The sequence below is a fragment of the Actinomycetospora sp. genome (assembly GCF_036497585.1).
GTDB lineage: Bacteria > Actinomycetota > Actinomycetes > Mycobacteriales > Pseudonocardiaceae > Actinomycetospora.
Genome location: NZ_DASXJD010000098.1, coordinates 1 through 24734, shown reverse-complemented (window position 1 = coordinate 24734; position 24734 = coordinate 1). Strand labels below are relative to the sequence as shown.

Sequence of the window (24734 nt, the reverse complement as noted above, 5' to 3'; positions counted from 1 at the left end):
CGTCCCGTCCGGTGCGCAGGGTGTCGACCCGACGGGCGGGTTGCGGGCTCCCCGATGTGACCCACCGAGCCGATGCCGCGCGGTCGACGTCCCGGCACCGTGTCCGACCAACGGCGAGAACGTCGAGGCGGAGGAGGCACGAGGTGATTGGGACTGCGGAGACGACCGCGGCGGCGGGCACGGTCGACGTCGGGATCGACGACGCCGAGCTGGCCACGCTGACGAGGACGATGGTGGACGCGGCGCAGCGCATCGCCGGGGCGCGACGGCTCGCCGAGGCGATGACGCACGTCGTCACGGGTGCGGTGTGCGCGGTCCCGGGCATCGAGGCCGCCGGGATCGCCGTTCGCGAACGCGACGGCTCGCTGGTGTCCCGGGCACACAGCACCGAGACCGCCGCCCGCCTCGACCGGGCCCAGCTCACGCTGCTCGAGGGCCCGTGCATCGACGCGATCACCGGCCGGTCCAGCGTGCTGCTGCCCGACGCCCGGATCGAGACCCGCTGGCCGCGCTTCGTGCCGCAGGCCGTGCGGTTCGGGATGCGGGCCAGCCTGTCGGTGCGGCTGGCCGCCGTGACCACCCCCGTCGGGTCGCTCAACCTGCACGCCACGGGCCGTGCGCTCGACAACGACGTGACGCGTGCGCGGACGCAGTGGTACGCGGTCATCTACGGCACCGTGGCGGCGCTGGCCCTCTCCGGCGCCGACCGCGTCGAGAACCTCGAGCGCGGAGTCGCGAGTCGCGACGTCATCGGGCAGGCCAAGGGGATCCTCATGAACCGCTACGGGGTCGAGGCTGACGAGGCGTTCGACCGGCTCCGTCGAGCCTCCCAGCACGCCAACATCAAACTCATCGACGTGGCGGCCTGGGTGGTCGCCAAGCGCGCGCTCTGACTCCCGGCCCGCACCTGCGAGAGAGGACACCATGGCCGCACCCGTCCCCACCGGCCGCGAGCGTGCCCGCGCACGCCGCCCGTTGCACGTCGCGGTCGTCGCACCACCCTGGCTGGAGCTCCCGCCCGACGCCTACGGCGGGGTGGAGGCGGTGTGCAGCGACCTCGTCGGCGCCCTGGTCGACCGGGGCGTCGAGGTCACGCTGCTGGGTCCGGGACGCAACGGGACGACGGCGGCGTTCCGCCGGACCGGCCCGGTCGCCGACCCCAGCCTGATGGGTCGGGCACTGCCCGAGGTGGTGCAGGCGGCGCGCCTGCCCGAGCTGCTGGCCGACCTCGAGGTCGACGTGGTCCACGACAACACGTTCGCCGGTCCCCTGGTCGGCTCGGCGCACGGCCTGCCCACGGTGGTCACCGCGCACGGACCGGTACACGGCGACATGGGTGTGTACTACCGGACGATCTCCGCCCGCGCCTCGCTCGTCGCGCTCTCGGGCGCCCAGCGCGAACACCTCCCGACCGCCCGGTGGGCGGCGACCGTGCCGAACGGCCTGCGACCCGAGCGCTTCCCGTTCCGCGCCGCCAAGGGCGATTACGCCGTCTTCCTCGGTCGGATGAGCCCGGACAAGGGACCGGTGTGGGCCGTCGACGCCGCTCGTGCGGCCGGGATCCCGCTGGTCATGGCGGCCAAGTGTCGTGAGGACGTCGAGGTGCGGTACTTCGAGCACGCCGTGGCGCCGCTTCTCGGCGGCGACGTGCAGTGGATCGGCGAGATCGGCGGTCGGCGCAAGGTCGAGCTCCTGGCCGGTGCACGGTGCCTGCTCTTCCCCATCGACTGGGAGGAGCCCTTCGGGCTGGTCATGATCGAGGCCATGGCCTGCGGCACCCCGGTGGTGGCACTGCGCCGGGGCGCGGTGCCGGAGGTGGTCGACCACGCCCGGACGGGCTGGGTGTGCGACCGGCCCGCCGAGCTGCCCGCGGCCCTACAGCGGACGGCCGATCTCGATCCGCGGGACTGCCGGACGGCCGCCGAGGAACGGTTCTCCGCCGCCGGGCTCGCCGCCGGCTACGAGCGCGTGTACCACCGGGTCCTCGCGGCGCACCGGCGGTCGGTCGCCTCGGCGCCGGCCTCCTGAATCGGCCCCCGGATCAGCGCGTCCGGTCGCCGACGCCGGGCGGCGTCGGTGTCGGGGTGACCTGGGGCGGCAGCCCCTCGACGTCCCAGCCGCCGCGGTCGACCTCGAGCACGATCCGCGATCCCGCGAGGCGGAGGTTGCCGACCCGCAGGGGCAGCATCGTCGAGGGCAGGGCCGGCTCGAAACCCAACCACCCGCTCGGCAGATCAGGGTCGAACCGCAACAGGGTCCGGAGCAGCGACACCGGCGCCGCCGCCGCCCACGCCTGCGGCGAGCACGAGGTCGGGTAGGGCACGGGCGCCGGGAACTCGTCGCGGTCGAACCCGCAGAACAGTTCGGGCAGACGGCCGCCGACCGCGCGGGCGGCATCGAGGATCCCCGATGCCACCTGCTGCGCCTCGGCCACGTGTCCATAGCTCATCAGGCCCGCCGCCACGAGGGCGTTGTCGTGCGGCCACACCGATCCGGTGTGGTAACCCATGGGGTTGTAGGCCCCCATGTCGCAGGCCAGGGTCCGGACCCCGAAGCCCGTCCACATCGTCTCGCCGACGAGGTGGCCGGCCACGCAGGCGGCGCGTTCCGCCGGCACGATGCCGGACCAGAGACAGTGCCCGATGTTGCTGGTCAACGCGTCCACCGGGCGTTTGGCGCCGTCGAGCGCCGTCGCGTACCACCCGAGGTCGGGCAACCAGAAATGCTCGTCGAAGCGGGCCCGCAGCACCTCGGCCCGCCGCCGGTGTTCGGTCGCGGTGCCCGGGTCGTCGACCGCCTCCGCGAGCTCGGCGCGCGCGCAGTGCGCCGCGTACACATACCCCTGGACCTCCGCCAGCGCGATGGGCGGCTCGGCGATGCGCCCGGCCGCGGAGGTCACGCCGTCGAACGAGTCCTTCCAGCCCTGGTTGACCAGCCCGCGGTCGGTGGCCCGCCGGTACTCCACGAAGCCGTCGCCGTCGCGGTCGCCGTACTGCGCCACCCACGCCATCGCCCGGTCCGCCGCCGGCAGCAGTGCACGCAGCTCCTCCTCGGCCATGCCCCAGCGGTGCAGCTCGCCCAGCAGCACCACGAACAATGGGGTCGCGTCCACCGTGCCGTAGTAGGCGGAGGATCCGGAACGGCTGAGGCTGCCCTCCCGGCCGCAGCGCACCTCGTGCACGATCCGACCGGGCTCCTCCTCGGTGAGGGGCTCGACGCGGACGCCCTGCAGGTCGGCGAGCATCCACAGCGTCCCCAGCGCGAGCTCCCGGTCCAACGGCAGCGCCATGAGGCTGGTCAGCAGCGAGTCGCGGCCGAACAGGGCCATGAACCACGGCGCGCCGGCCGCGACGACCCGGCGGTCGGGGTGGGCCGGGTCGCCGATCTGCAACGCGCCGAGATCCTCGGAGCTGGTGTGGAGGGTGGTCTCCAGACCGGGCTGCGGCGTCTCGGCCACCGGGGCCGACAGCCGCCAGCGCGCGATGCGTCGCGCGGCCTCGCCCTCCGGGGACGCCTCGTCGGGCAGCGTGTCGTGCCGGCCCAGCGCGACCCCGACGACCCACCGCGTCGTCCACGTCCCCCGCTCCGGGACGAGGACGGTGTGCCGGAACGTCGCGCCGGACGTCGCCGGCTCCCCCTCGGCGACCACCCGGATCCGCGAGCGGTGCGGCGAGGACGACAGCACGAAGGTGAGCGCGCGCTCCTCGCCCTCGAGCGCGACCCGCGGGCGGGAGTCGACGCGGCTCTCCTTGACCTCGAACAGGTCGGCGAAATCGGCCTCCACCTCGAGCTCGACGGTCACCCCGGCGGCCTCGGCCGCCAGGTTGCGGATGACCAGCTCCTCGACCATGCCGTCCCCGACGGTGCGGGTGCGCTCGACGAGCAGGGTGGCGTCGGCCCGGCCCCCACGCGGCGGTGCGCGCCCGACGAACGTGCGCCGGAAGCGCTCGCCCTCCAGGAAGGCCAGCGGTTCGACGAAGGCCCCGTCGACCCGCAGCCGCCAGCCGGACACCACCCGGGTGTCGTCGACGAACAGACCCTGCACCCCGCCCGGCACGACGTCCCCGCCGGACGCGGACAGACAGAAGGTGGTCCCCGCGACCAGGGTCGCCGTTCCCGCGTCACCCCCGATCCGGGGAGGCTCCTCCCCGGAGGGTCCACCGGCCCCCGCAGACGACATCACCGAGGCACCCGACCCGCCCTCAGATGTGGGCGCGACGTCCCGTGACGACGCGGTAGACGCCGAGGACGAGTAGCGCACCGAGCAGGGCGAGCACCCAGGTCCGGAGGTCGAAGAAGTCGCCGAGACCGGTCCGGAAGAGGACCCGTCCAATGAACCCGCCCACGAGGGCGCCGACGATGCCCAGCAGCAGGGTCACGAGGATGCCACCGGGATCCTTCCCCGGCATGACCAGCTTGGCCAGCGCCCCCACCACGAGTCCCAGCACGATCCACCCGAGGATTCCCACGGTTCCTCCCGCACGTCCGACGTCGCCCCCGGGACGGGCCGCCCGTCCCGCTCCGGTCCCCCGAGGAGCCGTTCCTCGGGGACGCCCACGATCCGTCCCCGCGGGCCCCGTCGTCGCGGTCACAGCGGGTCGAGGTGAACGCGCGCTGGTCACCCTCTCGTGCCGGTCAGCCGCCGCCCGCGCTCGGCCCGCTCTCGCTCCGTCCCGCATGTCCTGCCGTTGCTGCTGGAGAGGGCCCGAGGATGGGTCCCCGAAGGCCGCCTCGCCTGGCCGGTCGAGGTTCAGGCGTCCTGGCCATGCTCGACAACTCGGCCACGATCGGCACCGTGACCGTCGGCATGCTGTACCTGTACGTCTGCTGTACGTGATCACGGTGGCGGCAGCTGCCGTGGTCATCCCGCCGGGCTACCTCGGTGCCGTCCGTCCACCAACCAGCGGTGAAAGGTCCCCGGGCCGCCGCCTCCGACAGCCACGGTCTGGGCCCCGCGGGCGCAGATCGTCGCCGCGGTTTCGACCCGACGGAGCCAGGTCCGACCGGGACGCAGCGACCACCCTCGACACCCGTGATTCCTCCTCCGGTGAGTCAACCGTTCCTGGAGCAGGCACGTCAGCTGCAGGCCCTCTCGTTCGCCGCGCACATCCCGCTGGTGTGCTTCGGCATCGCCTTCCCGGTGCTCGTGCTGCTCCTCGAGGGACTCCACCACCGCACGGGGCTCCGGCTGCACCGCACGCTCGCGCGCCGCTGGAGCCGGGTGATGGCGGCCCTGTTCGCGATCGGGGTCATCACCGGCACCGTCCTCAGCGTCGAGATGGCGCTGCTCTGGCCGGCGTTCACCGCGACCTTCGGGGGTGTGTTCGGGCTCGGTTTCGCCATCGAGGGGTTCTCGTTCTTCACCGAGGCCGTGTTCATCGGCATCTACCTCTACGGATGGGACCGGCTCCCGCCCCGGGCCCACCTGGCGAGCGGCATCCCGATCGCGGTGGCGGGACTGACCGGGTCGTTCATGGTCATCTCGGTCAACGCCTGGATGAACCACCCCGGCGGCTTCACGCTGCAGGACGGGCGGGTGGTCGACGTCCGCCCCGCCGAGGCCCTGTTCGCCAACCCTTATCTGTGGCACGAGTTCGTGCACATGTACGTCGCGGCCTTCCTCGTCACCGGGTTCGTGGTGGCGGGCGTCTACGCCATGACCCGGCTGCGCGGGCGCGACACGGCGTACGACCGGCTGGCGCTGGCGGTGTCGCTGACCGTGGCCTCCGTCGCGGCGCCCGTCCAGGTGCTCGTCGGTGACTGGGCCGGCCGGGCGGTGGCGCGGTACCAGCCGGTGAAGCTCGCCTCCCTCGAGGGCCTCGGGCACACCATGGCCGGGGCGCCGGTCCACGTCCTCGGCTGGTACCGCGACGGCAAGGTCGTCGACGGCATCGAGCTCCCGCGGATGCTCTCGCTGCTGGCCCTCCACGACCCGGGCGCCGTGGTGGTCGGGCTCGACGCCGTCCCGCCCGACCAGGTGCCCCCCGTGAACGTCGTCCGGCTGGCGTTCCAGGTGATGGTGTGTCTGGGGACGCTGCTGGCCGTCCTCGGGGTGTTCACGGTGGTCGTCCTCGCGCGGCGCCGACGGCTGCCCACCGCCCGGTGGTGGACGAGGGCCGTGGTCGTGGCGGGCCCCGCCTCGGTGGTGGCCCTGCTGTGCGGCTGGGTCGTCACCGAGGTCGGACGCCAGCCGTGGACGGTGTACGGGGTCATGCGCACCCCGGAGGCCGTCACCGCGGCTCCGGGGATCCCGGTGGGCTACGCGGTGCTCGGCACCGTCTACGCCGGGGTCGCCGTCGCTGTGGTGTGGGTGTTGCGGCGGCTCGCGGCGGTCCCGCTGGACACCGACCCCGAGGTCGACCCGGACCGCGGCGGACCGACGCGGCCGCCGCTCCCCTCGAGTGTGCGCGGCGGGGATGCGTCGTGACCCTCGCCGAACTCCCCCTGGTGGTCGTCCTCATCGGCCTCGCCGCCTACACCACGCTCGGCGGCGCCGACTTCGGCGCCGGGATGTGGCAGCTCACCGCGGGCCGTGGTCCGGACGCCGAGCGGCTGCGCGACCACGCCCACCGCGCCCTCGCGCCGGTCTGGGAGGCCAACCACGTCTGGCTGGTCTTCGTGCTCACCGTGGCCTGGACGGCCTATCCGGTGGTGGTGGGTGCGGTCGCCAGCACGCTGACGGTGCCGCTGTTCCTCGCCGCCCTCGGGGTCATCGCGCGCGGCGCCGCCTACGCCCTGCACTCCGGCACCCGGACGTCGAGCGAGCGGCGGAGGGTCGACACGGTCTTCGCCGCCGCGTCGGCACTGACGCCGTTCGCGCTCGGCGCCGTCGTCGGCGGCATCGTCTCGATGCGGGTGCCGGTGGGCAACGCCGCCGGCAGCCTGTGGACCAGCTGGCTCAATCCGTCCTCGGTGGCCGTCGGGGTCCTCGCCGTCGTGCTCTCGGCGTTCCTGGCCGCGGTCTACCTCGCGGCCGACGCGGCCCGTATCGGGGAGCCCGACCTCGAGCGCCGCTTCCGCGCGCGTGCGCTGGGTAGCGGGGTCCTCGCCGGCGCGGTCGCCCTCGGGGCCCTGGCGGTGCTGCGGGTCGACGCCCCGCTGGTCGGCGAGGGCCTGCTGCGGTGGCCCGGGTCGGTGGCGCTGGTGCTGTCCGCGGCCGCGGGCCTCACGTCGCTCGCCCTGGTGGGAGCACGTCGCCACGAGGCGGCGCGGGTCACGGCAGCGCTGGCGGTGGCGGCCGTCGTCGCCGGTTGGGGCCTCGCCCAACGTCCGGTCCTGCTGCCCGGGCTGACCGCCGACCGCGCCGCCGCACCCGCCCCGACCCTCGTCGGCCTGCTCATCGCGGTGGTCGGCGGAGCCGTCCTGCTGGCGCCGTCGCTGGGGCTGCTGTTCGCCCTGGTGCTGCGGGGCCGCTTCGATCCCGGCCCGCCGGCGCCCGCCACGTGCGACGCCCAGGCGCCTCCCGGTCGGGCAGGTGCCGCCTCTCCGCCGGCCGGTCGGCGGTCCTCGTGGGTGGCCGTCGGCCTCCTCGTGGCGGGGACGGGGCTGCTGACGGTCGCCGAGTCCGGGCCGGCGCACGCCGTCGGGGTCGTCGCGCTCGCCGGCGCCGCTGCGACCGGCGTCGCGGTGGTACGACCGTGGGCACTGGACGATGGACCGGGCTGACCCCCGGAACGTCGTCCCGGCGGCCCTCGTGACGTGCCGCCCGGGTTCGTAGAGTGACCCGGTGGGCCCTGCGGAGTTCTTCTCGTTCCGGGAGCACGACCTCGACGGCGCGAAGGCGGCGGTGGGGAAGGACTTCTTCACGACGTCGATGGACCTCCGGGACCGCACCGCGAGCTACGACTTCCGCTTCGACGGAGTCGTGCTCGGCGCATTGGCGGTGGGCGTGGCCCACGTGAGTGCCGGACTGGAGATCGGTATGGCCGATCTGGAGGACTGCTACTACGTCAACTACTCCGCCTCCGGTTCGATGGCTGCCCGGCACCGGCTGCATGCGGTCGAGGTCACCCCGGGGTTCGGAGCCGTGTATCACCCGGTCGGCCCGGTGGCGATGACGACCAGCGACGAGTACGGCTCCTACGCCGTGCGCATCGAGCGCGGCGCGGTCAACGACGCCCTCGAGGAGCAACTGGGTCACCCGGTGCCGCCGGACCCGGTTCTCGAACCGCGGGTGGACCTGCGCAGCGCCGCGGGACGACGGTGGGACCGGCTGGTCCGGCTCCTGTGCGAGGAAGCCCGCACGGCGTCGAGCGTGCTCACCCACCCGATGGTCGCGGCGCCGCTGCACGACGCCGTGATCGCGGGGTTCGTGCACGTGACCGGGCACCGCTGGCAGGGCGCGCTGGAACGTCCGGCCCGGTGCTGGAGTCGGATCCCGGTATGGCGCGCGGTGGACGCGATCCGCAGCGACCCCACCCAGCCGTTCACCCCGACGACTCTCGCCCGACTTGCCGGCGCGTCGCCCCGCACCCTGCACGACGGCTTCCGGCGCCATCTCGACACCACCCCCATGGCCTACCTGCGGGCCGTGCGGCTCCAGCACGCGCACGCGGAACTGCGCAGCGCGCAGCCGGGCGGGACCACCGTGGCCGAGGTCGCGCACCGTTGGGGCTTCGGCCACGTCAGCCGGTTCTCCCAGGCGTACCGCCGGGTGTACGGCCGTGCGCCGGGAACGACGTTGCGGGGACGCTGACCCCTACTCGTCGGCGAGCGGTCGGGAGTTGCCGTACGCGGATGGACCGGGGCGCGGCGCGCCCGTAGATCTCGTGTTCGTCACCGAGCACCCAGGTCGGAGCCCCGTCCCGGAGCTCTCGACGGCGCGAGAGCGAGCCATGACCAGCGACCCGGAATCGCCCCTCTCCGACCACGGGCCGTCGGTGTGGATCATCGATACGGTCTGGGGCGTCGTGGTGCAGACCCGTGACGTGGTGGGCATCGTTGCTGCGGTGAAGCTGCGCCGCCTCGCTCGTCGCCGGTCCGACAGGATCGTGATCCTCGACCTGCGGGCCACCTCCGTCGCGGCACCGGTCGCCGTGGCGGCGCTCGGCGACCTCGCCGCCGCCGTGGGCGCGAACGAGGGCGTGCTGCGGATCGTGCGCTCGTCGCGCACCCCGCAGGTCCTGGTCGAGGCCGCGGGCGCCGCGGTGTCCACCTCGCTCGCCGAAGGCCTCGGCTGCCGGCCGACCCCGAGCGACCACCGCGCCCGTGACATCCCAGCCCGGCCGTCCGGTCGTCGCCCCCCGGCGACCGACGGTCGTCCCGGGATGGGTCCGGGTCGGCCACCCTTCCCCCCGGGTGCGCCGGTCCGGACCCATCCCATCCCCCTCGACGTGCCTCACCCGCGCCGCCCGGATGCCGGCTGACCGTTGTCCGCGGCTCTCCGGAGCTGCCGCCGCCGTTTCGGTCGTCAGGCTCCGGGCTGTGGTTCGGCGTACTGCCCGGCGGCCCGAGCTCTACTCGGCGCCTGCGCAGCTGGCGTCCTCGGTGGGGGGATCGAAGGGGTTGGTGGCATCGACGGCGAGGACGCGGCCGTCCAGGGCGCGCAGCTCGCATCCCACGGTGATGCTGGCGGGACGGTCGGGTGGACCGGCCACGCGCGCCCGTAGCCAATAGCCGGGGTCGTAGGGGACGGACAGGACGACGGTCGGACGCTGCGGAGACAGCTCTACCCGAGTCGACGGAACGGATCGCCCGGCTTGCCCGGACCCGCCCCGCTCGTGGACGTCGAAGTAGACGGTCACCGGCGCGTCGGTCGCCGTGGACACGGTCAGGTTCATCGCCGAGACGGTGGCCGGGTCGAGAGCGCAGCCGGCCACGACGCACACGCCGGCCAGGCACATCGCGCCGAGTGTCGTCCGGGACGACGCGGACGAGCCGGTCCGGGTCCGGCGCGGCGAGAAGGTCGTCGGTGCGGTCGCACTCGTCTCCTGTGTCCCGGTCACCACGTACCTCCGTCGCCCCGACGTCGTCGCCGCTGGTCCGCCACCGTGCGGGGACATCGGAGGTGCGGCATCGGCCCGACGGGTCACATCGGAGCAGCCGGGTCCCGCCCCTCGGGTCGAGCAGCTCGACCCGAACCACCCGCGCCCGCTCGCATGGCCTCGCGCGTGCCGAGCAGGCCCGTGGTCAGGCCGGTTCAAGCCTGTTCAGGCCGGCTCAAGCCTGTTCATGCCGGTTCAGGGCCGGTGAGCATGGCGTGCTCAGTCGCCGCGATTCCTGCTATCGAGCGATGCGGGCGAATTCGTTGCCTTCTCGAGCCAGGTCCGACTCCGCGCCTGCACCGCTGCACCAACCGCTGGTTCTCGACTTCGGCTTGCTCCGGCCGCCGCCGGTACCCGGGCCTGGTCCGCGGGCTGGTCGAGACGGTGGGACCGCGAGAATTCGACCACGCCCCACCTCATTGGCATCGGCCGTTCGTTCCGGGGCCGCCGCTCGGTCGTCGCATCTGCGACGACGCCGGCGCGGTTGACCGCGAGGAACCCGCAGAACTACGCTCTCGATCCTCTCCGGATCGGGGGTGGAGCCGTGTTCGACGGCATCTCCCTGGGGTTCGGTGGTATCGAGGCAGCTGTCGGTGATCACATCTGTGGTCTCTACACCGGAGCGTCCCAGCGGGATGAAGTCGTCATCCCGTTCCTCGAAATCGGGCTCGCTGCGGGCGAGAAGTGCATCTGCGTGGTGGACGGGACCGACCCTGCTGAGATCGTCTCGTCGCTCGGAACGCACGTCCACGCCTCGGAGCGCACCGCCACCGGGCAGCTCGAGGTCATCGGCGCGTCCGACATGTACCTCCGTTCGGGGCGCTTCAGCGCCGACGAGGTGATCGGCTCGTGGAAGGCCGAGATGTCGGATGTGATGTACGACGGCCGGTTCGACGTGGTGCGCGCGGTGGAGACGTGGTCGCGGCGGGACGTCGTGCCGGACATGCACGAGCTGCTGGTGCTCGAGTCCGAGATGAACCGGTACCTGCCGCTCTACCCGCAGGTCATCCTGTGCCTCTACGACATCGGCCGGTTCGGCGGCGGCATGATCGTCAACCTGCTCCGGACCCATGCCCGCGTCCTGCTGGGCAGCGTGCTCATGGAGAACCCCTACTACCAGACACCGGACGAGTTCCTGGCGGGATCACCGCTCGGCGGCGGCGACACCGCGATCCCCCCGGTCGAGGAGGCAGCGGCATGGTGCTTCGACGTGACGACTGGCTCGACCTAGCCCGCAAGGTCGACTGGACGCCACGCTACGTCGACGAGCGCGAGCTCTTCCCCGAGGCGCTCAGCGGCCACCCGTGGCTGGAACACGACGCGTGGTCCGGCTGGAACGAGGCCTACCGCACGACCTACCGCGAGTACGTCGCCAACCAGCGCGACAAGGACGCCGCCGTGCTCGGCGTGCGCGCAGCGCTCAGCAAGCCCCGCCTCTTCGACGACCTCGACCCGGGCTGGGTGCAGCTCGTCAAGTTCCACAACGGCGCGGTCGCCCTCGCGGAGTACGCGGGCGCCGTGGCCGAACTGCGCATGGCCCGGTTCGGGCGTGACAGCGCCTGGCGGACGATGGCCAGCCTGGGCGCCCTCGACGAGATCCGTCACACGCAGATCCCGCTGCTGATCGGCCACGACATGCTGGCCCACGACGGCAACTTCGACTGGACCCACAAGGCGTTCCACACGAACGAGTGGGTCATCATCGCAGCGCGCCACCTGTTCGACGACATGTTTCTGGCGGCGGATGCGATCGACCTCGCGATCCAGCTCAACTTCGTGTTCGAGACGGGATTCACCAACCTCCAGTTCATGGCGATGGCAGCGATGGCCGACCGCGCCCAGCACCACTTGTTCGAGAAGACGTTGGCCAGTATCCAGACCGACGAGGCCCGCCACGCCCAGATCGGTCACCCTGTTCTGCGGACACTGCTCGAGAATGGCTCCCGAGAGCGGGCAAAATATCTCGTCGACAAGATGTGGTGGCGATGCTGGCGGCTGTTCCTGGCTCTGACCGGGACCGCCATGGAGTACCTCACGCCGGTGGAGGCGCGGACGCGCTCGTTCAAGGAATTCATGAACGAGTGGGTGACGGAGCAGTTCATGAAGAACCTCGCCGAGTTCGACCTCGAACGGCCGTGGTTCTGGGATCTGTTCATCGAGGAGCTCGACCACGCGCATCACAGTTTTCAGCTCGGGCTCTACACCTACCGGACGACGCTGTGGTTCGACGTCGCCGTTCCCGGCCGCGCCGAGCGCCAGTGGCTGAACGCCAAGTATCCACACTGGGACGAGACCTACGGGCCGTTCTGGGACCAGCTCGAGCGCCGCTGGGCAGACGGCGGCGAGAGCGGCACGCTGTCCTACGGACTCCCCGGACTCTGCAACCTCTGCCAGCTCCCGACGCTGTTCATCGGGCCGGGACGGAACACCGCGTGCACCCTCGAGTCGGGCGGCCGTCGCTACCTGTTCTGCTCCCAGCCCTGCCGCTGGATCTTCCAGAACGAGCCCGGACGGTTCGCCGATCACAAGAGCGTCGTGGATCGCATCGTCGCGGGCGAAGCGCCCGGAAAGCTCACGGATCTCCACGCCTGGATGGGTCTCGAGGCCCCCGTCGAGACCGGCAAGGACCTGCGTCGCGGCCTCGACCCGTGGCGCCTCGACCCCGTCCCGACGGCGTGAGAGGCAGCGGTGCGCATCTACCTCTTCGGCTACGCGAGCGACGACTTCCTCGCACGGGTGATCGTCACCCCGGACGAGCGCACCGTGGCGCAACTGGCCGCACAGCTCGTGGCCTGGGGCCCGGCGCCAGAGCGTGGCGGGGCTCTCACGGTGCGCAACGAAGCCGGCGACGACCTCGATCCGACATCGACCATCGCGCAGGCGGGGCTCGGATATGGCGACATCTTCAGGGTCGAGCGAGGGTGACGACGCCGCGACGGCCTGGCTGTACGCGGGTATGCCGGACGACATCTGGGAGGGCGAGATGCGGGCCGTGAGCCTCGGCGCCGTCGACGTCCTGCTCTGCAACGTCGACGGCGAGCTGGTCGCCTACGAGGACCGGTGCCCCCATCTGGCCAACCCGCTCTCGCAGGGTGTCCTCTCGGAGCACGTCCTCACCTGTGCTGCGCACGAGTGGGTGTTCGACGCGCGGACAGGCCAGGGGATCAATCCCGAAGGGGTGTGTCTTCGCCGCTACCCCGTGCGACTCGACGATGACCGGATACTCGTGGGCCTCCCGGAGGGCACCTGATGAATGCCTCCGCCGGTATCAATCAGGGCGTAGGCCCCGTCCTGCACGCAACCCCGTTCGCGCGCACGGTCGTCTCCGTGATCGAGGCCGAGAACGAGGGAGTGCTCGTCCACGACGAGGGCGCCTACCTGCGCGTGCTGGCCTCTCGGGTGTGCCGGTTGTCGCAGACCGGGCTCGTGGCCGCAACGGGCGCCGCAATCCGATTCCCCGGCGACCTCGAAGTCGTGATGTCGTCGTTCACCGGCGTCCTGGAGCTGACCGAGGACCTGGCCGTCTGGCGGTTCGCGGGCGAGCCGGCGGCGGGTTCGACGCCCTCGCTGACAGGAGAGCGATGACCACCCCGCCGGCCCGGCCACCAGGGCGGAAGACGTACACGCGGCTTGCGGTGGGCCGGCGCATCCCGCACGAGTACGAAGTGGTGAGCAGCGACCTCCACTACAATCATCCTCATCATTTCGAGCTGGCGGCAGCCAACCCGGTCGTCGCCTGGTACTACCAGCACCGCGAGGGCTCCTCCCTGCGGGTAGGGAACTGGGAGCCGTTCGCGGACCCGCGCCGCACCACCTACCGGGCCTACACCGAGCTGCAGGACAGCCGCGAGGACGTGGTCGACGGCCTGTTGCGCGAGATCGACGACACGCATTACGACCGGCGGCTCGACGTGGACTGGGTGCGGTTCCTGGACCGGTGGTACTTCCCACTGCGCTTTCCCGTACACGGCTTGCAGATGCTGGCGGCCTACATCGCCCAAATGGCACCCGCCTCCCGGATCACCAACTGCGCAGCGTTCCAGGCGGCGGACGAGGTCCGGCGTGTCCAGCGGATCGCCTACCGCACCGTCCAGCTCGGCGGCGCCCCGCTGGGCGAGGAGGGTGCGCGTCGCCAGCAGGCGAGCTGGGAGGACGCCGCGGCGTTCCAGCCGCTCCGCGAGCTCGTCGAACGTGCCCTGGTCGCCTACGACTGGGGTGAGGCGTTCACGGTGACCAACGCAGTCCTCAAGCCGCGCATGGACCGGCTGATCAACGAAGTGGTCGCCGGCACGCTCGCCACCGCGAACGGTGACCCGCTCCTCGCCAGCATCCACTTCTCCCTCGACGAGGACGCCCGCTGGCACCGCGAGTGGACCGCCGCGCTGATGCGCCACCTGGTCGAAGCCACCCCGGCCAACGCCGAAGTCGTCTCCGGATGGCTCGAGAAGTGGCGGCCGCTCGCGGACGACGCGCTGGCGGCCCTGGCCGAGGTCGTGGCCGCAGCCCCGGTACCGCTCGACCCGGGCGCGGCGACCGAACGCATCGTCGACGCCGTGACACGGGAGTCGGAGGCGCTCTGGCGATGACGCCCGGGCCGCGCACCCTCGCGCGGACGGCCCGCTGCCGTCGTTCCGGCTCTCGCCACGCGGGTGGCCGCAGAACCCCCGTCCGGTTGACCCGTGGCGGAGGACCCGAGAAGCATCCGCCCCAGGTCCTGCGGTCCTCGCCGGCTCCTCGCGGTGGTCCCATCGGCGACGGCGCGGGAGTATGACAGGGGGCGGCGGGTGGTCGTAGTGGAGCAGCAGGCGCAGATCCGCGCCCTGCGGGCGCAGCTGTCGAGCATGTCGAGCGTCTTCGCGTTGTCCATGGTGATGTTCGACCGCACCGACGAGGACGAGATCCTCGAGCTCGTCGCCGGTTCGGTGGCCGCCCTCGGCGACCTCCGTATCCAGGGGACCTACCTGGACCGCGACGACCTGGCCCGCTCCCGCGACCCCAGCCCTGCGCTGCGGGCGCAGCTGACCGAGTTCGCCGGGAGCGACGGCCCGGTCACCGTGCCCGGGGAACCGTGGTCGTGGGCCTACCCGCTCCGCGCGTTGGGCGGCCACGGTGGCTACCTCGTGGTGTCGTCCGACGAACCGCCCTCCGCCGACCGGCGGTACCTCCTGACGACGCTCGCCCAGCAGGCCGGCGCGGCCCTGCAGAGCGCCACGCTGCACCGTGCCGAGCGGGATCACGCGCAAGAACTCCACGAGCGGGGCCTCGAGCTGACCGCGGTCAACCGACGGCTCACCACGGCGGTGGCGGAGCTCGAGCAGCGCAGCCGCATCCACGAGGTGGTGACGGAGGTGGCCTCCCGCGGTCGGGGAGAGGAGGGGATCGCCGAGGCGCTCCACGAGCTGACGGGACTGTCCGTGGCGGTCGAGGACCCGTTCGGGAACCTCCGCGCGTGGGGCGGGCCGGGGCGGCCGACCCGTCCGGCGAGGCCTCCGGCCCGCCAGCGGAGCGAGCTGCTGGCCGACATCCGTCGGAACGGGCGCCCGCTGCGGCACCGGGAGCGGCTGGTCGCGCTCGCGCAGCCCCGCGACGAGGTCCTCGGCGTCGTCGCCCTGGTGGACCCGGAACAGCGGGCCGGTGAGCTCGAGCTCTTCGCCCTCGAACACGGCGCGGTCGTGCTCGCGATGGAGCTGGCCCACCTGCGCGGCCTGGCCGAGACCGAGCTGCGGTTGCGGCGCGACCTCGTCGACGACCTGCTGGCCGGCACGGACGACGACAGCGCGCTGCTGCGCGCCACCGCCCTCGGCCACGACCTCTCCCGCCCGCACTGGGTGGCGGTGGTCCGATGGCGCGGCGCTCCCGAGCAGGCGCTGGCCCGCGCGGTCGGGCCGGCCGTGAGCGGCACGGCGGCCGACGGCGTGCTCGTCGCCCGGCGCAGCGGGAGCGTGGTGCTCATCGGGGCCCGTGCTGACCCGGCCGAGACCGGCCCCCCGTGGGACACGCTGTACCAGCGGGTGGCGAAGGCCATGCGATCCCCGGAAGGCGCGATCGGGGTGGGTCGTACCTGCGGGGCGCCCTCGGAGCTGCCACGGTCCTACGAGGAGGCGAAACGCGCCCTGCGCCTCCGCGAGAGGTCGGGCACGCCGCGCGGGGTGACGATGTTCGACGAGCTGGGCATCTACCGGCTCCTCGGCGATCGGGACGCGACCGGCGAGATCGACGAGTTCGTCCGGGAATGGCTCGGACCGCTGATCGACTACGACGCGGACAACCGGTCGGATCTCGTCGCCACGCTCTGGCAGTACTACGAGTGCGGCGGGAACTACGACGCCACCGCACAGGCCCTCACGATCCACCGCAGCACCCTGCGCTACCGCCTGCGGCGGATCCGCGAGCTGAGTGGGCACGATCTCCGCGACGTCGACACCCGGCTCAACCTGCACATCGCCACCCGGGCGTGGCACGTCATGGAGCGCTAGGAACCCCCGCGGCGGGCCCTTGCGCACCAGGGATACCGCCGGCGGTCGGCGCCAGGGGTGCGGGCGCCCAGCGCCAGGGCCGCTCCGATCGCGACGAGCCAGGCGTCCTTGGCCAGCGCGACGCCCTCGGGCGTCGGGAAGACGCTGCCCGGACGACGCATGCCGGGGGTGAGCGCATAGAGCCCGAGCAGTCCCGCTCCGAAACCGAGCAGGCCCATCCCGGCGACGGCGTTCGGGACGAGTGGGATCAGCAGCGCTGCCCCGAGCCCCACCTCGCCGGCGGCGAGGGCCTTCGTGAAGGTGGCCGGGTCGACGTTCTCCAGGAACGGGTAGGCCCCGCGGGCGAAGCCGTGCAGCTGCTCGGCGGTGGCATCGTCGGCGTCCCACTTGGCGATCCCGGAGTCGAGGACGTAGCAGCCGGACGTCAGCCGCAACGGGACCACCCAGGCCCTGTCGCGCAGGGCTTTCATCGCGCTCGTCACGATGTCGTCTCCTCGCCGGGGGCCGTTCCGGCATCCTCGGCGAGGGCCTCGTCCAACCACGCACGCAGCGTCGGGATCGGCGCCGCGCCGGCCTGCCGCGCGACGACGTCGCCGTTGCGCAGGACGAGCAGGGTGGGAACCGCCATGGTCTCGAAGCGGCGCGCCACCCCCGGATTGGCGTCGACGTCGACCGTCACGAGCTTGATCCGGCCGGCCCGTTCCGTGGCCAGCCGTTGCAGGGCGGGGCTCACCATGCGGCAGGGCCCGCACCAGGTCGCCCACAGGTCGACCAGCACCGGCAGCGGCGCCCGCTCGGCGACATCGCCGAAGTCGGCATCGCCCGCCTCGGCGATCCACGGGAGGTTCGCGTGACAGTTCCCGCACGTGGGTCGCCCGTCGCCCACGGCGGGGACCCGATTGCGCCTTCCGCAGTTCGGGCAGGTCACCACCGCGCTGCGGACCGTTCCGGCCGTCATACCGGCACCACCACCTCGTCCGCGTGGGTCGGGGCGTCGTGGCTGACGACGAGCCGGCCGTCGCGGACGTCGACGTCGATCGTCGACCCGTCGACGACCTCCCCCGCGACCAACGCCTTGGCCACGCGGGTCTCCACCTCCCGGGCGATGAACCGGCGCAGCGGTCGCGCCCCGTACACCGGGTCGTAACCCTCCCGGGCCACGAATGCCCGCGCCGCGTCGGTCACCCGCAGCCCGATGCGGCGCTCGGCCAGCCGGGCCCGCAGGTCGGTGAGCATCAGGTCCACGATCTCGGTGATCTGCTCGGGGACCAGCGGGGTGAACAGCACGATGTCGTCGACCCGGTTGAGGAACTCGGGCCGGAAGTGCGTCCGCAGTTGGCTCAGCACCAGCTCGCGCGCGTAATCCGTGAGCGTCCCGGTCGGGGTCACGCCCTCGATGAGGTGCTGGGACCCGATGTTGGACGTCATGATCACGACGGTGTTGCGGAAGTTGACCGTGCGGCCCTGGGCGTCGGTGAGGCGACCGTCGTCGAGCACCTGCAGCAGCGTGTTGAACACGTCGGGGTGTGCCTTCTCGATCTCGTCGAACAGCACGACGGCGTAGGGCCGCCGCCGGACCGCCTCGGTGAGCTGGCCGCCCTCGTCGTGGCCGACGTACCCGGGCGGGGCCCCGACCAGGCGCGACACGGTGTGCCGCTCCTGATACTCGCTCATGTCGATGCGGACCATGTTCTCCTCGGAGTCGAACAGGGCCGAGGCCAGCGTCCTGGCCAGCTCGGTCTTCCCGACCCCGGTGGGTCCGAGGAAGATGAACGAGCCGGTCGGACGGCGTGGGTCCTTGATCCCGGAGCGGGCCCGCAGGATCGCGTCGGACACCGCGCGGACCGCCTCGTCCTGGCCGACGACCCGGCTGTGCAGGACCTTCTCCAGCCGCAGCAGCTTCTCTCGCTCGCCCTCGGTGAGCTGGCTGACGGGGATGCCCGTCCAGGACGCCACGATGTCGGCGATCTCCTCGGCGGTGACCTCCTCGCGCAGCAGGCGCCGGCCGCCCTGCTTCGTCGCGAGGTGCTCCTCCGCGGCGGCGAGCCGGCGCTCCAGCTCGACGAGCCGGCCGTAGCGCAGCTCGGCCGCGCGGTTGAGGTCGTAGGCGCGCTCGGCCGCCTCGGCCTCGTGGCGCACCTGCTCCAGCTCGGCCCGGAGTTCCTGGACGCGCTTGATGGCCTGCCGCTCGGCCTCCCACTGCGCGCGCATGGCGTCGGCTTCCGCGCGCAGGTCGGCCAGCTCGCGGCGCAGCTCCTCCAGCCGGCTGCGGCTCGCCGCGTCGGACTCCTGGGCCAGCGCCGCCTCCTCGATCTCCAGCCGCGTGACCCGGCGGGTGATCCCGTCCAGCTCCGCGGGCATCGAGTCGATCTCGGTGCGGAGCCGCGCGCACGCCTCGTCGACCAGGTCGATCGCCTTGTCCGGGAGGAACCGCTCGGTCAGGTAGCGGTCCGAGAGCGTCGCGGCGGCCACGAGCGCGCCGTCCTGGATCCGGACCCCGTGGAAGACCTGCAGCCGCTCGCGCAGCCCACGCAGGATCGACACGGTGTCCTCGATGCTGGGCTGGTCGACGTAGACCGGCTGGAAGCGACGCTCCAGTGCCGCGTCCGGCTCGACGTGCTTGCGGTACTCGTCGAGCGTGGTGGCGCCGATCATGTGCAGTTCGCCGCGGGCGAGCATCGGCTTGAGCATGTTGCTCGCGTCCATCGCGCCCTCGACCGCGCCGGCTCCGACGACGGTGTGCATCTCGTCGACGAACAGCAGGATCCGGCCCTCGGCGGCCTTGACCTCCGCGAGCACGGCCTGCAGCCGCTCCTCGAACTCGCCGCGGTACTTCGCACCGGCGATGAGCAGGCCCATGTCCAGGGCGAAGATCGTCCGGTCCGCGAGGCCCTCGGGAACGTCGCCGTGCGCGATGCGCTGCGCGAGGCCTTCGACGATCGCGGTCTTCCCCACGCCCGGGTCGCCGATCAGCACCGGGTTGTTCTTGGACTTGCGGGACAGGATCTGGATCACGCGGCGGACCTCGGCGTCGCGGCCGACCACCGGGTCCATCCGGCCCGCGTTAGCGTCCGCGACGAGGTCCTGGCCGTACTTGGCGAGGGCCTCGTAGGTACCCTCCGGGCTCGCGGACGTGACCCGTTGGTTGCCGCGCACCGTCGTGAGCTCGGCGAGGACCCGATCGCGAGTGGCTCCGTGCTGGACCAGGAGGCGCCCGGCGCCGGTGCGCTCGCCCCCCTCCACGAGCGCCACCAGCAGGTGCTCGACGGAGACGTACTCGTCCTTGAGCCGAGCCGCCTCGCGCTCGGCGGCCTCCAGGACGCGCGCCAGGGCCTGCGTGACCGAGACCTGGCCCGGGGACGCGGCGGGCCGGGTGGTTCTCGGCTTGCGCGCCAGTGCAGCCTCGAGATCCCCGCGCAGGCGGGCCACCTCGACACCGGCCCCGGTGAGCAGCCGGGGAGCCAGCCCGTCGTCCTGCTCCAGCAGGGCGAGCAACAGATGCTCGCCGTCGACCTCGGTGTGGCCCGCCCGGGTCGCGAGGTCCTGGGCCGCGGACAACGCCTCCTGCGACCGCTGGGTGAGTCGGTTCAGATCCATCAGCTGCTCCGTTCCCGCAGTTGGCGTTCCAGCTCCTGGATGCGGTCGAGCAGTTCACAGACCAGCCCGATCGCGGCGTAGTTGAGCCCGAGCCCCCGCCGGAGGCGCTCGATGCGGGCGACGTCGGCGAGCTGGCCCAGTGGGAACCACAGCTCGCCGCCGGGCTCGCGCACCGCCTGGACCAGGCCGAGGGCGACGAAGCGCCGCAACAGCTCGGGATGCACCCCGCTGCGCCGGCAGAACTCGTCCCGGCTCAACAGCCGCCGGGCGCCAGCCGCCGGCGGGCGGCGCACCGGGAGGAAGTGGACCGTCATCGCATACCGCCTCTCGTCACGGCTCGCATCGTCATCCGCCGCGGCGGGGATCGAAGTCGGAGACCTCGGCCAGGCGGGCGAACAGCTCCCGCTCGGCCTCGGTCGGCCGGGGCGGGACCATGATCGCGATCTCGGCGAACAGGTCCCCCGGCGCTCCGCGGGGGTTGGGCATGCCCTGCCCCCGCAGGCGCAGCCGGCGCCCGGTCGACGAGCCCGGCGGGACTTCGACCTTCGTGCCGCCCGCGGGCGTCGGGACCGGCACACTTCCGCCGAGGGCGGCCTCCCACGGGGCGAGCGGCAGATCGACAGTGATGTCGCGGCCGGACACCCGGTACCGGGGATGCGGGAGGAGCCGCGCGACCATGTAGAGGTCGCCCGGCTCGCCGGCGCCGACCCCGCGCCCGCCCTCGCCCGCCAGCCGGATGCGCTGCCCGTCGGTCACGCCCGGCGGGATCGTCACCGTGTAGGTGCGCGGCCCGGCCGTGCCGGTCAGCGTCACCTGGCGGGGGCCGCCGCGAAACGCCTCCTCCACGGTCAGCGGCAGCTCCACCTCCTGGTCGGCCCCCGCGATCGGCCCGGCCCGCGCACGCCCACGTCCGAACATGCCACCGAGGAGATCCTCGATGTCGATGCTGCCGCCGAGATCGTCGAAGCCCGCAGACGTGAAGCCGGAGGCCGGGCCGGTGCGCGGCCGGCCACCCCCCCGGAACCCGCCCACCCCGGCGCCGACGGGCTGCTCCCAGTCGTCGGGAACCTTGCGGAAGTTCTCCCCGAAGCGGTCGTACTTGCGGCGCTCCTCGGGGTCGGACAGAACCTGGTACGCCTCGTTGATCTCCTTGAACCGCTCCTCGGCCGCCGGGTCGCGGTTGACGTCGGGATGGTTGGCGCGGGCCAGCCTGCGGAAGGCCTGCTGGATCTCCTCGCTCCCGGCGTCGCGGGACACGCCGAGGACCTCGTAGAAGTCGCGAGCCACCTCCCGTCACCCCTCCGCCGTCCCGGTGACGGTCACCGCAGCCGGTCGCAGCTGCCGCTCGGGGATGCCGTAGCCGGGCCGGACCACGTCCGCGACGGAGCCGGGTGGCTGGTCGTCGCGGGGCGCGACGACACCGACCACCTCGTGTCGTGCCGGATCGAACGGCACGCCTGCATCGTCCTGGCGGGGGTAGCCGAGCCCCTCCAGGATCGCTGCCGCCTGTTCCCGGACGGCCCGGACCCCGTCCACGATGGCGCCCGGGTCGGCCTGGGCGTGGTGCAGGGCCAGGTCGAGGTTGTCCAGCACCGGGAGGAACGCCGCGGCCACCCGCTCGCGCTCGACCGCACGCGCCGCCGCCAGCTCGCGAGCGTGCCGCTTGCGGAGGTTGTCGAGGTCCGCGACGGCCCGCCGCCAGCGGTCCTCGAGCTCGCTCGCCGACGGCGGTGTCCGGGCGTCCGGCTCGGAGCTCGCGTCCGGTTCCCGGGCGTCCGGCTCGGAGCTCGCGTCCGGTTCCCGGCGGACCTCGTCCGCCGTGTCGTCCGGTGGTGTCTGCGTCGATTCCGGGTCGCGCCCGGGCGTCCGGGGGGTCATCGAATCCGGCTCAGGCGCGATCGAATTGGGCGTCGATCACGTCGTCGTCGCTGCCGCCACCGTCGGCCGAGCCCTCCGCGGCGCCGGCGGGCGCCCCGGTCGCCGGACCGGCGCCCCGGCCGGCCGACGCGGCCTGGAGCCCGCTGAGCACACCCTGCAGCTCGTTGGTCAGCTCCTCGGCCCGAGTCCGCGGCGCCTCCTCCTGTACCGCGGTGCGGGCGTCGGTCACCAGCATCTCCGCCCGCGCCCGCTCGTGCGCCGGTGCGTCGTCGCCCAGTTCGTCGAGCAGGCGCTGTACCTGATGAGCGACGGCGTCGAGGGTGTTGCGGGCGTCGACGTCCCGCCGCAGCTCCTGGTCGGAGGTCCGGTTCCGCTCCGCCTCGTCGACCATCCGATCCACCTCGGCCTGATCCAGGTTGGAGCTCTCGGAGATCGTGATCCCCTGCTCCGCGCCGGTGTCGCGGTCACGGGCGGTCACATTGAGGATGCCGTTGGCGTCCACGTCCAGGGTGACCTCGACCTGCGGCTCGCCCCGCGGCGCCGGCCGGATGTCGCCGAGCTGGAAGCGGCCGAGCACGCGGTTGTCCGCAGCGCGCTCGCGCTCACCCTGCAGCACCACCACGTCGACCGCGGGCTGGTTGTCCGTGGCCGTGGAGAAGGTCTCGCTGCCCCGCGCCGGGATCGTGGTGTTGCGTTCCATGATCTTCGTCATGACGCCGCCCTGGGTCTCCACACCGAGCGAGAGCGGAGTGACGTCGAGCAGCAGCACGTCGGACACGTCACCGGTGAGCACGCCCGCCTGGGTGCCGGCACCATCGGCGACGACCTCGTCGGGGTTCACGCTCATGTTCGCGTCCTTGCCGCCGGTGAGCCGGCGCACCAGGGCCTGCACGGCGGGTATCCGGGTGGAACCGCCCACGAGGATGACCTCGTCGATGTCGTCCGCCGTCACCTTGGCGTCCGCCATCGCCTGCTTGACCGGCCCCATCGTGCGGTCGACGAGATCCGCGGTGAGCCGCTCGAACGTCGAGCGCATCAGGCTCGTGGTGAGATGCTTGGGCCCGGTCGCGTCGGCGGTGACGAACGGCAGATTGATCTGGGTCTGGGTGACGGAGCTCAGCTCGACCTTCGCCTTCTCGGCCGCCTCGTAGAGTCGCTGCAGGGCCTGCGGGTCGCTCCGTAGGTCGATGCCGTTCTCCGACATGAACTCGTCGGCGAGCTGATCGACGATCCGGCGGTCGAAGTCGTCACCGCCGAGGTGGGTGTCACCGGCGGTGGCACGCACCTCGACCACACCGTCCCCGACGTCGAGGATGCTGACGTCGAACGTTCCGCCGCCCAGGTCGAACACCAGGACCGTCTCGTGCTCGCGCTTGTCCAGCCCGTAGGCCAGTGCCGCGGCCGTCGGCTCGTTGATGATCCGGAGAACGTCGAGGCCGGCGATCCGGCCGGCGTCCCGGGTCGCCGTGCGCTGGGCGTCGTTGAAGTAGGCCGGGACGGTGATGACGACCTTGTCGACCTTCTCCCCCAGCTGGCGGCCCGCATCGTCGGCGAGCTTCCGCAGGATCATCGCGCTGATCTCCTCCGGGGCGTAGACCTTGTCCCGGATCTTGATCCGTGCGTTGCCGTTCTCGTCGGCCACCACGTCGTAGGTGACCTGGGCGGCCTCGTCGGTCACCTCGTCGAACCGTCGTCCGATGAACCGCTTGACCGAGTAGACCGTGCCCTTGGGGTTGAGGATCGCCTGCCGGCGGGCGAGCTGCCCGACCAGCCGTTCCCCGGTGTCGGTGAACGCGACGACCGACGGTGTGGTTCGTGCTCCCTCGGCGTTCGGGACCACCTCGGAGGCACCCCCCTCCCAGGCGGCGATCACCGAGTTCGTGGTGCCGAGGTCGATACCCGCAGCGCGTGCCATGTCAGTTCCTCCCATCGAGCAGCCGGGTCGCCTCATCGGCGAACTCCTCGTCGACCACGACGTCGAACCGCGTGGCCTCCGTCATCAGGACCGAGGCGAAGTCGCGCCTGCCGCGCTGCAGCGCGTGGCCGACCACGCCCACGACCGCGCCGAGGACTGCGCCGAAGACGAGGCCGTACAGGGCGAGCAGCAGTGACGCCACGAGCGGGTCGAGCCAGCTGAGCAGCCCGAAGACCCAACCGATCAGTGCGCCGGTGACGGCGCCGGGGACCGCGCCCTGCCACGCCGCCCGCGCGTAGTTCATCTTGCCTGTGACCTGCTCGACGGTCGCCAGGTCGCGACCGACGATCGCGACGTGCTCGACCGGGAAGTCCAGGTCGGCGAGGAGATCGACGGTACGTTCCGCCTCGGCGTAGCTGCCGTAGGACGCGATCGCGCGACGCGCCGGCTGGCCCGTGAGGCGGCCGGTCGACGCGGTGTCGCTCGGCGCCGCGGCGACGGGGCTCTCCTGTTCGGTCATGGTCGGCCTCCTGTGTGCCGTCGGATCAGCGGGAGCCGGCCCCGACGGGGCTGTCCTCGGACTGCTTGTCGCCCTCGGGGAGGCTGTCCTGGGCGGTACCGCTGTCCTGGGCGGTACCGCCCTCCTCGGTCGAGCCCACGGCGATCTTGCGCGGCTTGCTCGCCGGGTTGACCGGGATCCGCAGGGTCAGCACGCCGTTGTCCACCTCGGCCGACAACCCCGACGGGTCGAGGTTCTCCCCGAGGAAGAGGTGGCGGGAGAACACGCCGTACGGACGCTCGTCGACGATGACCTCGTCGCCCTCGGCCCGCTGCGGAGCGCGGTTCGCACGAATGCTCACGACGTTGCGCTCGACGCTGATCTCG

At 72.6% G+C, this 24734-nt stretch carries 25 protein-coding genes; 13 read left to right on the top strand and 12 right to left on the bottom strand.

Going from position 1 to position 24734, the window contains the following annotated elements; translation table 11 throughout:
• Positions 1 to 143: 143 nt before the first annotated feature.
• Complete coding sequence (locus tag VGH76_RS09485) at positions 144 to 893, top strand: ANTAR domain-containing protein (RefSeq protein ID WP_331556411.1); 750 nt, start codon at positions 144 to 146, stop codon at positions 891 to 893.
• A gap of 31 nt (positions 894 to 924) precedes the next feature.
• On the top strand, positions 925 to 2028 hold the full coding sequence (locus VGH76_RS09480) for a glycosyltransferase family 4 protein (protein ID WP_331556410.1): 1104 nt from the start codon (positions 925 to 927) through the stop codon (positions 2026 to 2028).
• Positions 2029 to 2041: 13 nt separating this feature from the next.
• Here the strand turns inward: VGH76_RS09480 and VGH76_RS09475 are convergent, their stop codons facing one another.
• Complete coding sequence (locus VGH76_RS09475) at positions 2042 to 4180, bottom strand: glycogen debranching N-terminal domain-containing protein (protein WP_331556409.1); 2139 nt, start codon at positions 4178 to 4180, stop codon at positions 2042 to 2044.
• A 22-nt stretch (positions 4181 to 4202) separates the two neighbouring features.
• Complete coding sequence (locus tag VGH76_RS09470) at positions 4203 to 4469, bottom strand: GlsB/YeaQ/YmgE family stress response membrane protein (protein ID WP_331556408.1); 267 nt, start codon at positions 4467 to 4469, stop codon at positions 4203 to 4205.
• A gap of 578 nt (positions 4470 to 5047) precedes the next feature.
• Here VGH76_RS09470 and VGH76_RS09465 point away from each other — a divergent pair.
• The 4 genes from VGH76_RS09465 (at position 5048) to VGH76_RS09450 (ending at position 9365) form a co-directional block, all read left to right on the top strand.
• Positions 5048 to 6427, top strand: coding sequence for a cytochrome ubiquinol oxidase subunit I (locus VGH76_RS09465; RefSeq protein ID WP_331556407.1), 1380 nt, complete (start codon positions 5048 to 5050; stop codon positions 6425 to 6427).
• Positions 6424 to 7665 carry a cytochrome d ubiquinol oxidase subunit II gene (locus VGH76_RS09460; RefSeq protein ID WP_331556406.1) on the top strand — a complete coding sequence of 414 codons (1242 nt, stop codon included), beginning with the start codon at positions 6424 to 6426 and terminating at the stop codon, positions 7663 to 7665. Before VGH76_RS09465 ends, VGH76_RS09460 begins: the two co-directional genes overlap by 4 nt.
• Positions 7666 to 7726: 61 nt before the next feature.
• The gene (locus VGH76_RS09455; protein ID WP_331556405.1) at positions 7727 to 8695 is read left to right on the top strand and encodes an AraC family transcriptional regulator; all 969 of its coding nucleotides are present in this window, start codon (positions 7727 to 7729) and stop codon (positions 8693 to 8695) included.
• Positions 8696 to 8834: 139 nt separating this feature from the next.
• Entirely contained in the window at positions 8835 to 9365 is a 531-nt protein-coding gene (locus tag VGH76_RS09450) for a hypothetical protein (protein WP_331556404.1), read from the top strand.
• 90 nt (positions 9366 to 9455) lie between these two features.
• On the opposite strand, the gene VGH76_RS09445 is transcribed toward VGH76_RS09450, so the two are convergent.
• Positions 9456 to 9944 (bottom strand): hypothetical protein, encoded by a 489-nt coding sequence (locus VGH76_RS09445; protein ID WP_331556403.1) that lies wholly within the window; start codon positions 9942 to 9944, stop codon positions 9456 to 9458.
• A 583-nt stretch (positions 9945 to 10527) separates the two neighbouring features.
• On the opposite strand from VGH76_RS09445, the gene VGH76_RS09440 reads away from it, so the two are divergent.
• From VGH76_RS09440 to VGH76_RS09410, 7 genes are all read left to right on the top strand, one after another.
• Positions 10528 to 11214 carry an MEDS domain-containing protein gene (locus tag VGH76_RS09440; RefSeq protein WP_331556402.1) on the top strand — a complete coding sequence of 229 codons (687 nt, stop codon included), beginning with the start codon at positions 10528 to 10530 and terminating at the stop codon, positions 11212 to 11214.
• Positions 11181 to 12662, top strand: a complete 1482-nt coding sequence (locus VGH76_RS09435) for a toluene monooxygenase (protein WP_331556401.1) — start codon at positions 11181 to 11183, stop codon at positions 12660 to 12662. Before VGH76_RS09440 ends, VGH76_RS09435 begins: the two co-directional genes overlap by 34 nt.
• A gap of 9 nt (positions 12663 to 12671) precedes the next feature.
• Positions 12672 to 12908 (top strand): hypothetical protein, encoded by a 237-nt coding sequence (locus tag VGH76_RS09430; RefSeq protein ID WP_331556400.1) that lies wholly within the window; start codon positions 12672 to 12674, stop codon positions 12906 to 12908.
• On the top strand, positions 12877 to 13233 hold the full coding sequence (locus VGH76_RS09425; RefSeq protein ID WP_331556399.1) for a Rieske (2Fe-2S) protein: 357 nt from the start codon (positions 12877 to 12879) through the stop codon (positions 13231 to 13233). Before VGH76_RS09430 ends, VGH76_RS09425 begins: the two co-directional genes overlap by 32 nt.
• Positions 13233 to 13568 carry an MmoB/DmpM family protein gene (locus VGH76_RS09420; RefSeq protein ID WP_331556398.1) on the top strand — a complete coding sequence of 112 codons (336 nt, stop codon included), beginning with the start codon at positions 13233 to 13235 and terminating at the stop codon, positions 13566 to 13568. The genes VGH76_RS09425 and VGH76_RS09420 overlap by 1 nt, the downstream gene beginning before the upstream one ends.
• Positions 13565 to 14569: a toluene hydroxylase gene (locus VGH76_RS09415; protein ID WP_331556397.1), complete on the top strand. Its 1005-nt coding sequence runs from the start codon at positions 13565 to 13567 to the stop codon at positions 14567 to 14569. Before VGH76_RS09420 ends, VGH76_RS09415 begins: the two co-directional genes overlap by 4 nt.
• A gap of 198 nt (positions 14570 to 14767) precedes the next feature.
• A complete protein-coding gene (locus VGH76_RS09410) occupies positions 14768 to 16459 on the top strand; it encodes a PucR family transcriptional regulator (RefSeq protein WP_331556396.1) in 1692 nt (563 codons plus the stop codon).
• Here VGH76_RS09410 and VGH76_RS09405 read toward each other — a convergent pair.
• From VGH76_RS09405 to VGH76_RS09365, 9 genes are all read right to left on the bottom strand, one after another.
• On the bottom strand, positions 16456 to 16941 hold the full coding sequence (locus tag VGH76_RS09405; protein WP_331556395.1) for a hypothetical protein: 486 nt from the start codon (positions 16939 to 16941) through the stop codon (positions 16456 to 16458). The two genes, VGH76_RS09410 and VGH76_RS09405, sit on opposite strands and share 4 nt — an antisense overlap.
• A complete protein-coding gene (locus VGH76_RS09400) occupies positions 16938 to 17417 on the bottom strand; it encodes a thioredoxin family protein (RefSeq protein WP_331556394.1) in 480 nt (159 codons plus the stop codon). The genes VGH76_RS09405 and VGH76_RS09400 overlap by 4 nt, the downstream gene beginning before the upstream one ends.
• Positions 17414 to 20056, bottom strand: a complete 2643-nt coding sequence (clpB, locus tag VGH76_RS09395; RefSeq protein ID WP_331556393.1) for an ATP-dependent chaperone ClpB — start codon at positions 20054 to 20056, stop codon at positions 17414 to 17416. Before clpB ends, VGH76_RS09400 begins: the two co-directional genes overlap by 4 nt.
• Positions 20056 to 20370 (bottom strand): chaperone modulator CbpM, encoded by a 315-nt coding sequence (locus tag VGH76_RS09390; protein WP_331556392.1) that lies wholly within the window; start codon positions 20368 to 20370, stop codon positions 20056 to 20058. Before VGH76_RS09390 ends, clpB begins: the two co-directional genes overlap by 1 nt.
• Before the next feature lie 31 nt (positions 20371 to 20401).
• Positions 20402 to 21343 carry a J domain-containing protein gene (locus VGH76_RS09385; protein ID WP_331556391.1) on the bottom strand — a complete coding sequence of 314 codons (942 nt, stop codon included), beginning with the start codon at positions 21341 to 21343 and terminating at the stop codon, positions 20402 to 20404.
• A 6-nt stretch (positions 21344 to 21349) separates the two neighbouring features.
• Positions 21350 to 21934, bottom strand: coding sequence for a nucleotide exchange factor GrpE (locus VGH76_RS09380; protein WP_331556390.1), 585 nt, complete (start codon positions 21932 to 21934; stop codon positions 21350 to 21352).
• A 10-nt stretch (positions 21935 to 21944) separates the two neighbouring features.
• A complete protein-coding gene (gene dnaK / locus VGH76_RS09375) occupies positions 21945 to 23849 on the bottom strand; it encodes a molecular chaperone DnaK (RefSeq protein WP_331556389.1) in 1905 nt (634 codons plus the stop codon).
• Between the two features lies 1 nt (position 23850).
• Positions 23851 to 24369 (bottom strand): general stress protein, encoded by a 519-nt coding sequence (locus tag VGH76_RS09370; RefSeq protein WP_331556388.1) that lies wholly within the window; start codon positions 24367 to 24369, stop codon positions 23851 to 23853.
• Positions 24370 to 24394: 25 nt separating this feature from the next.
• On the bottom strand, positions 24395 to 24734 hold a 340-nt coding region (locus tag VGH76_RS09365; protein ID WP_331556387.1), incomplete at its 5' end, for an Hsp20/alpha crystallin family protein.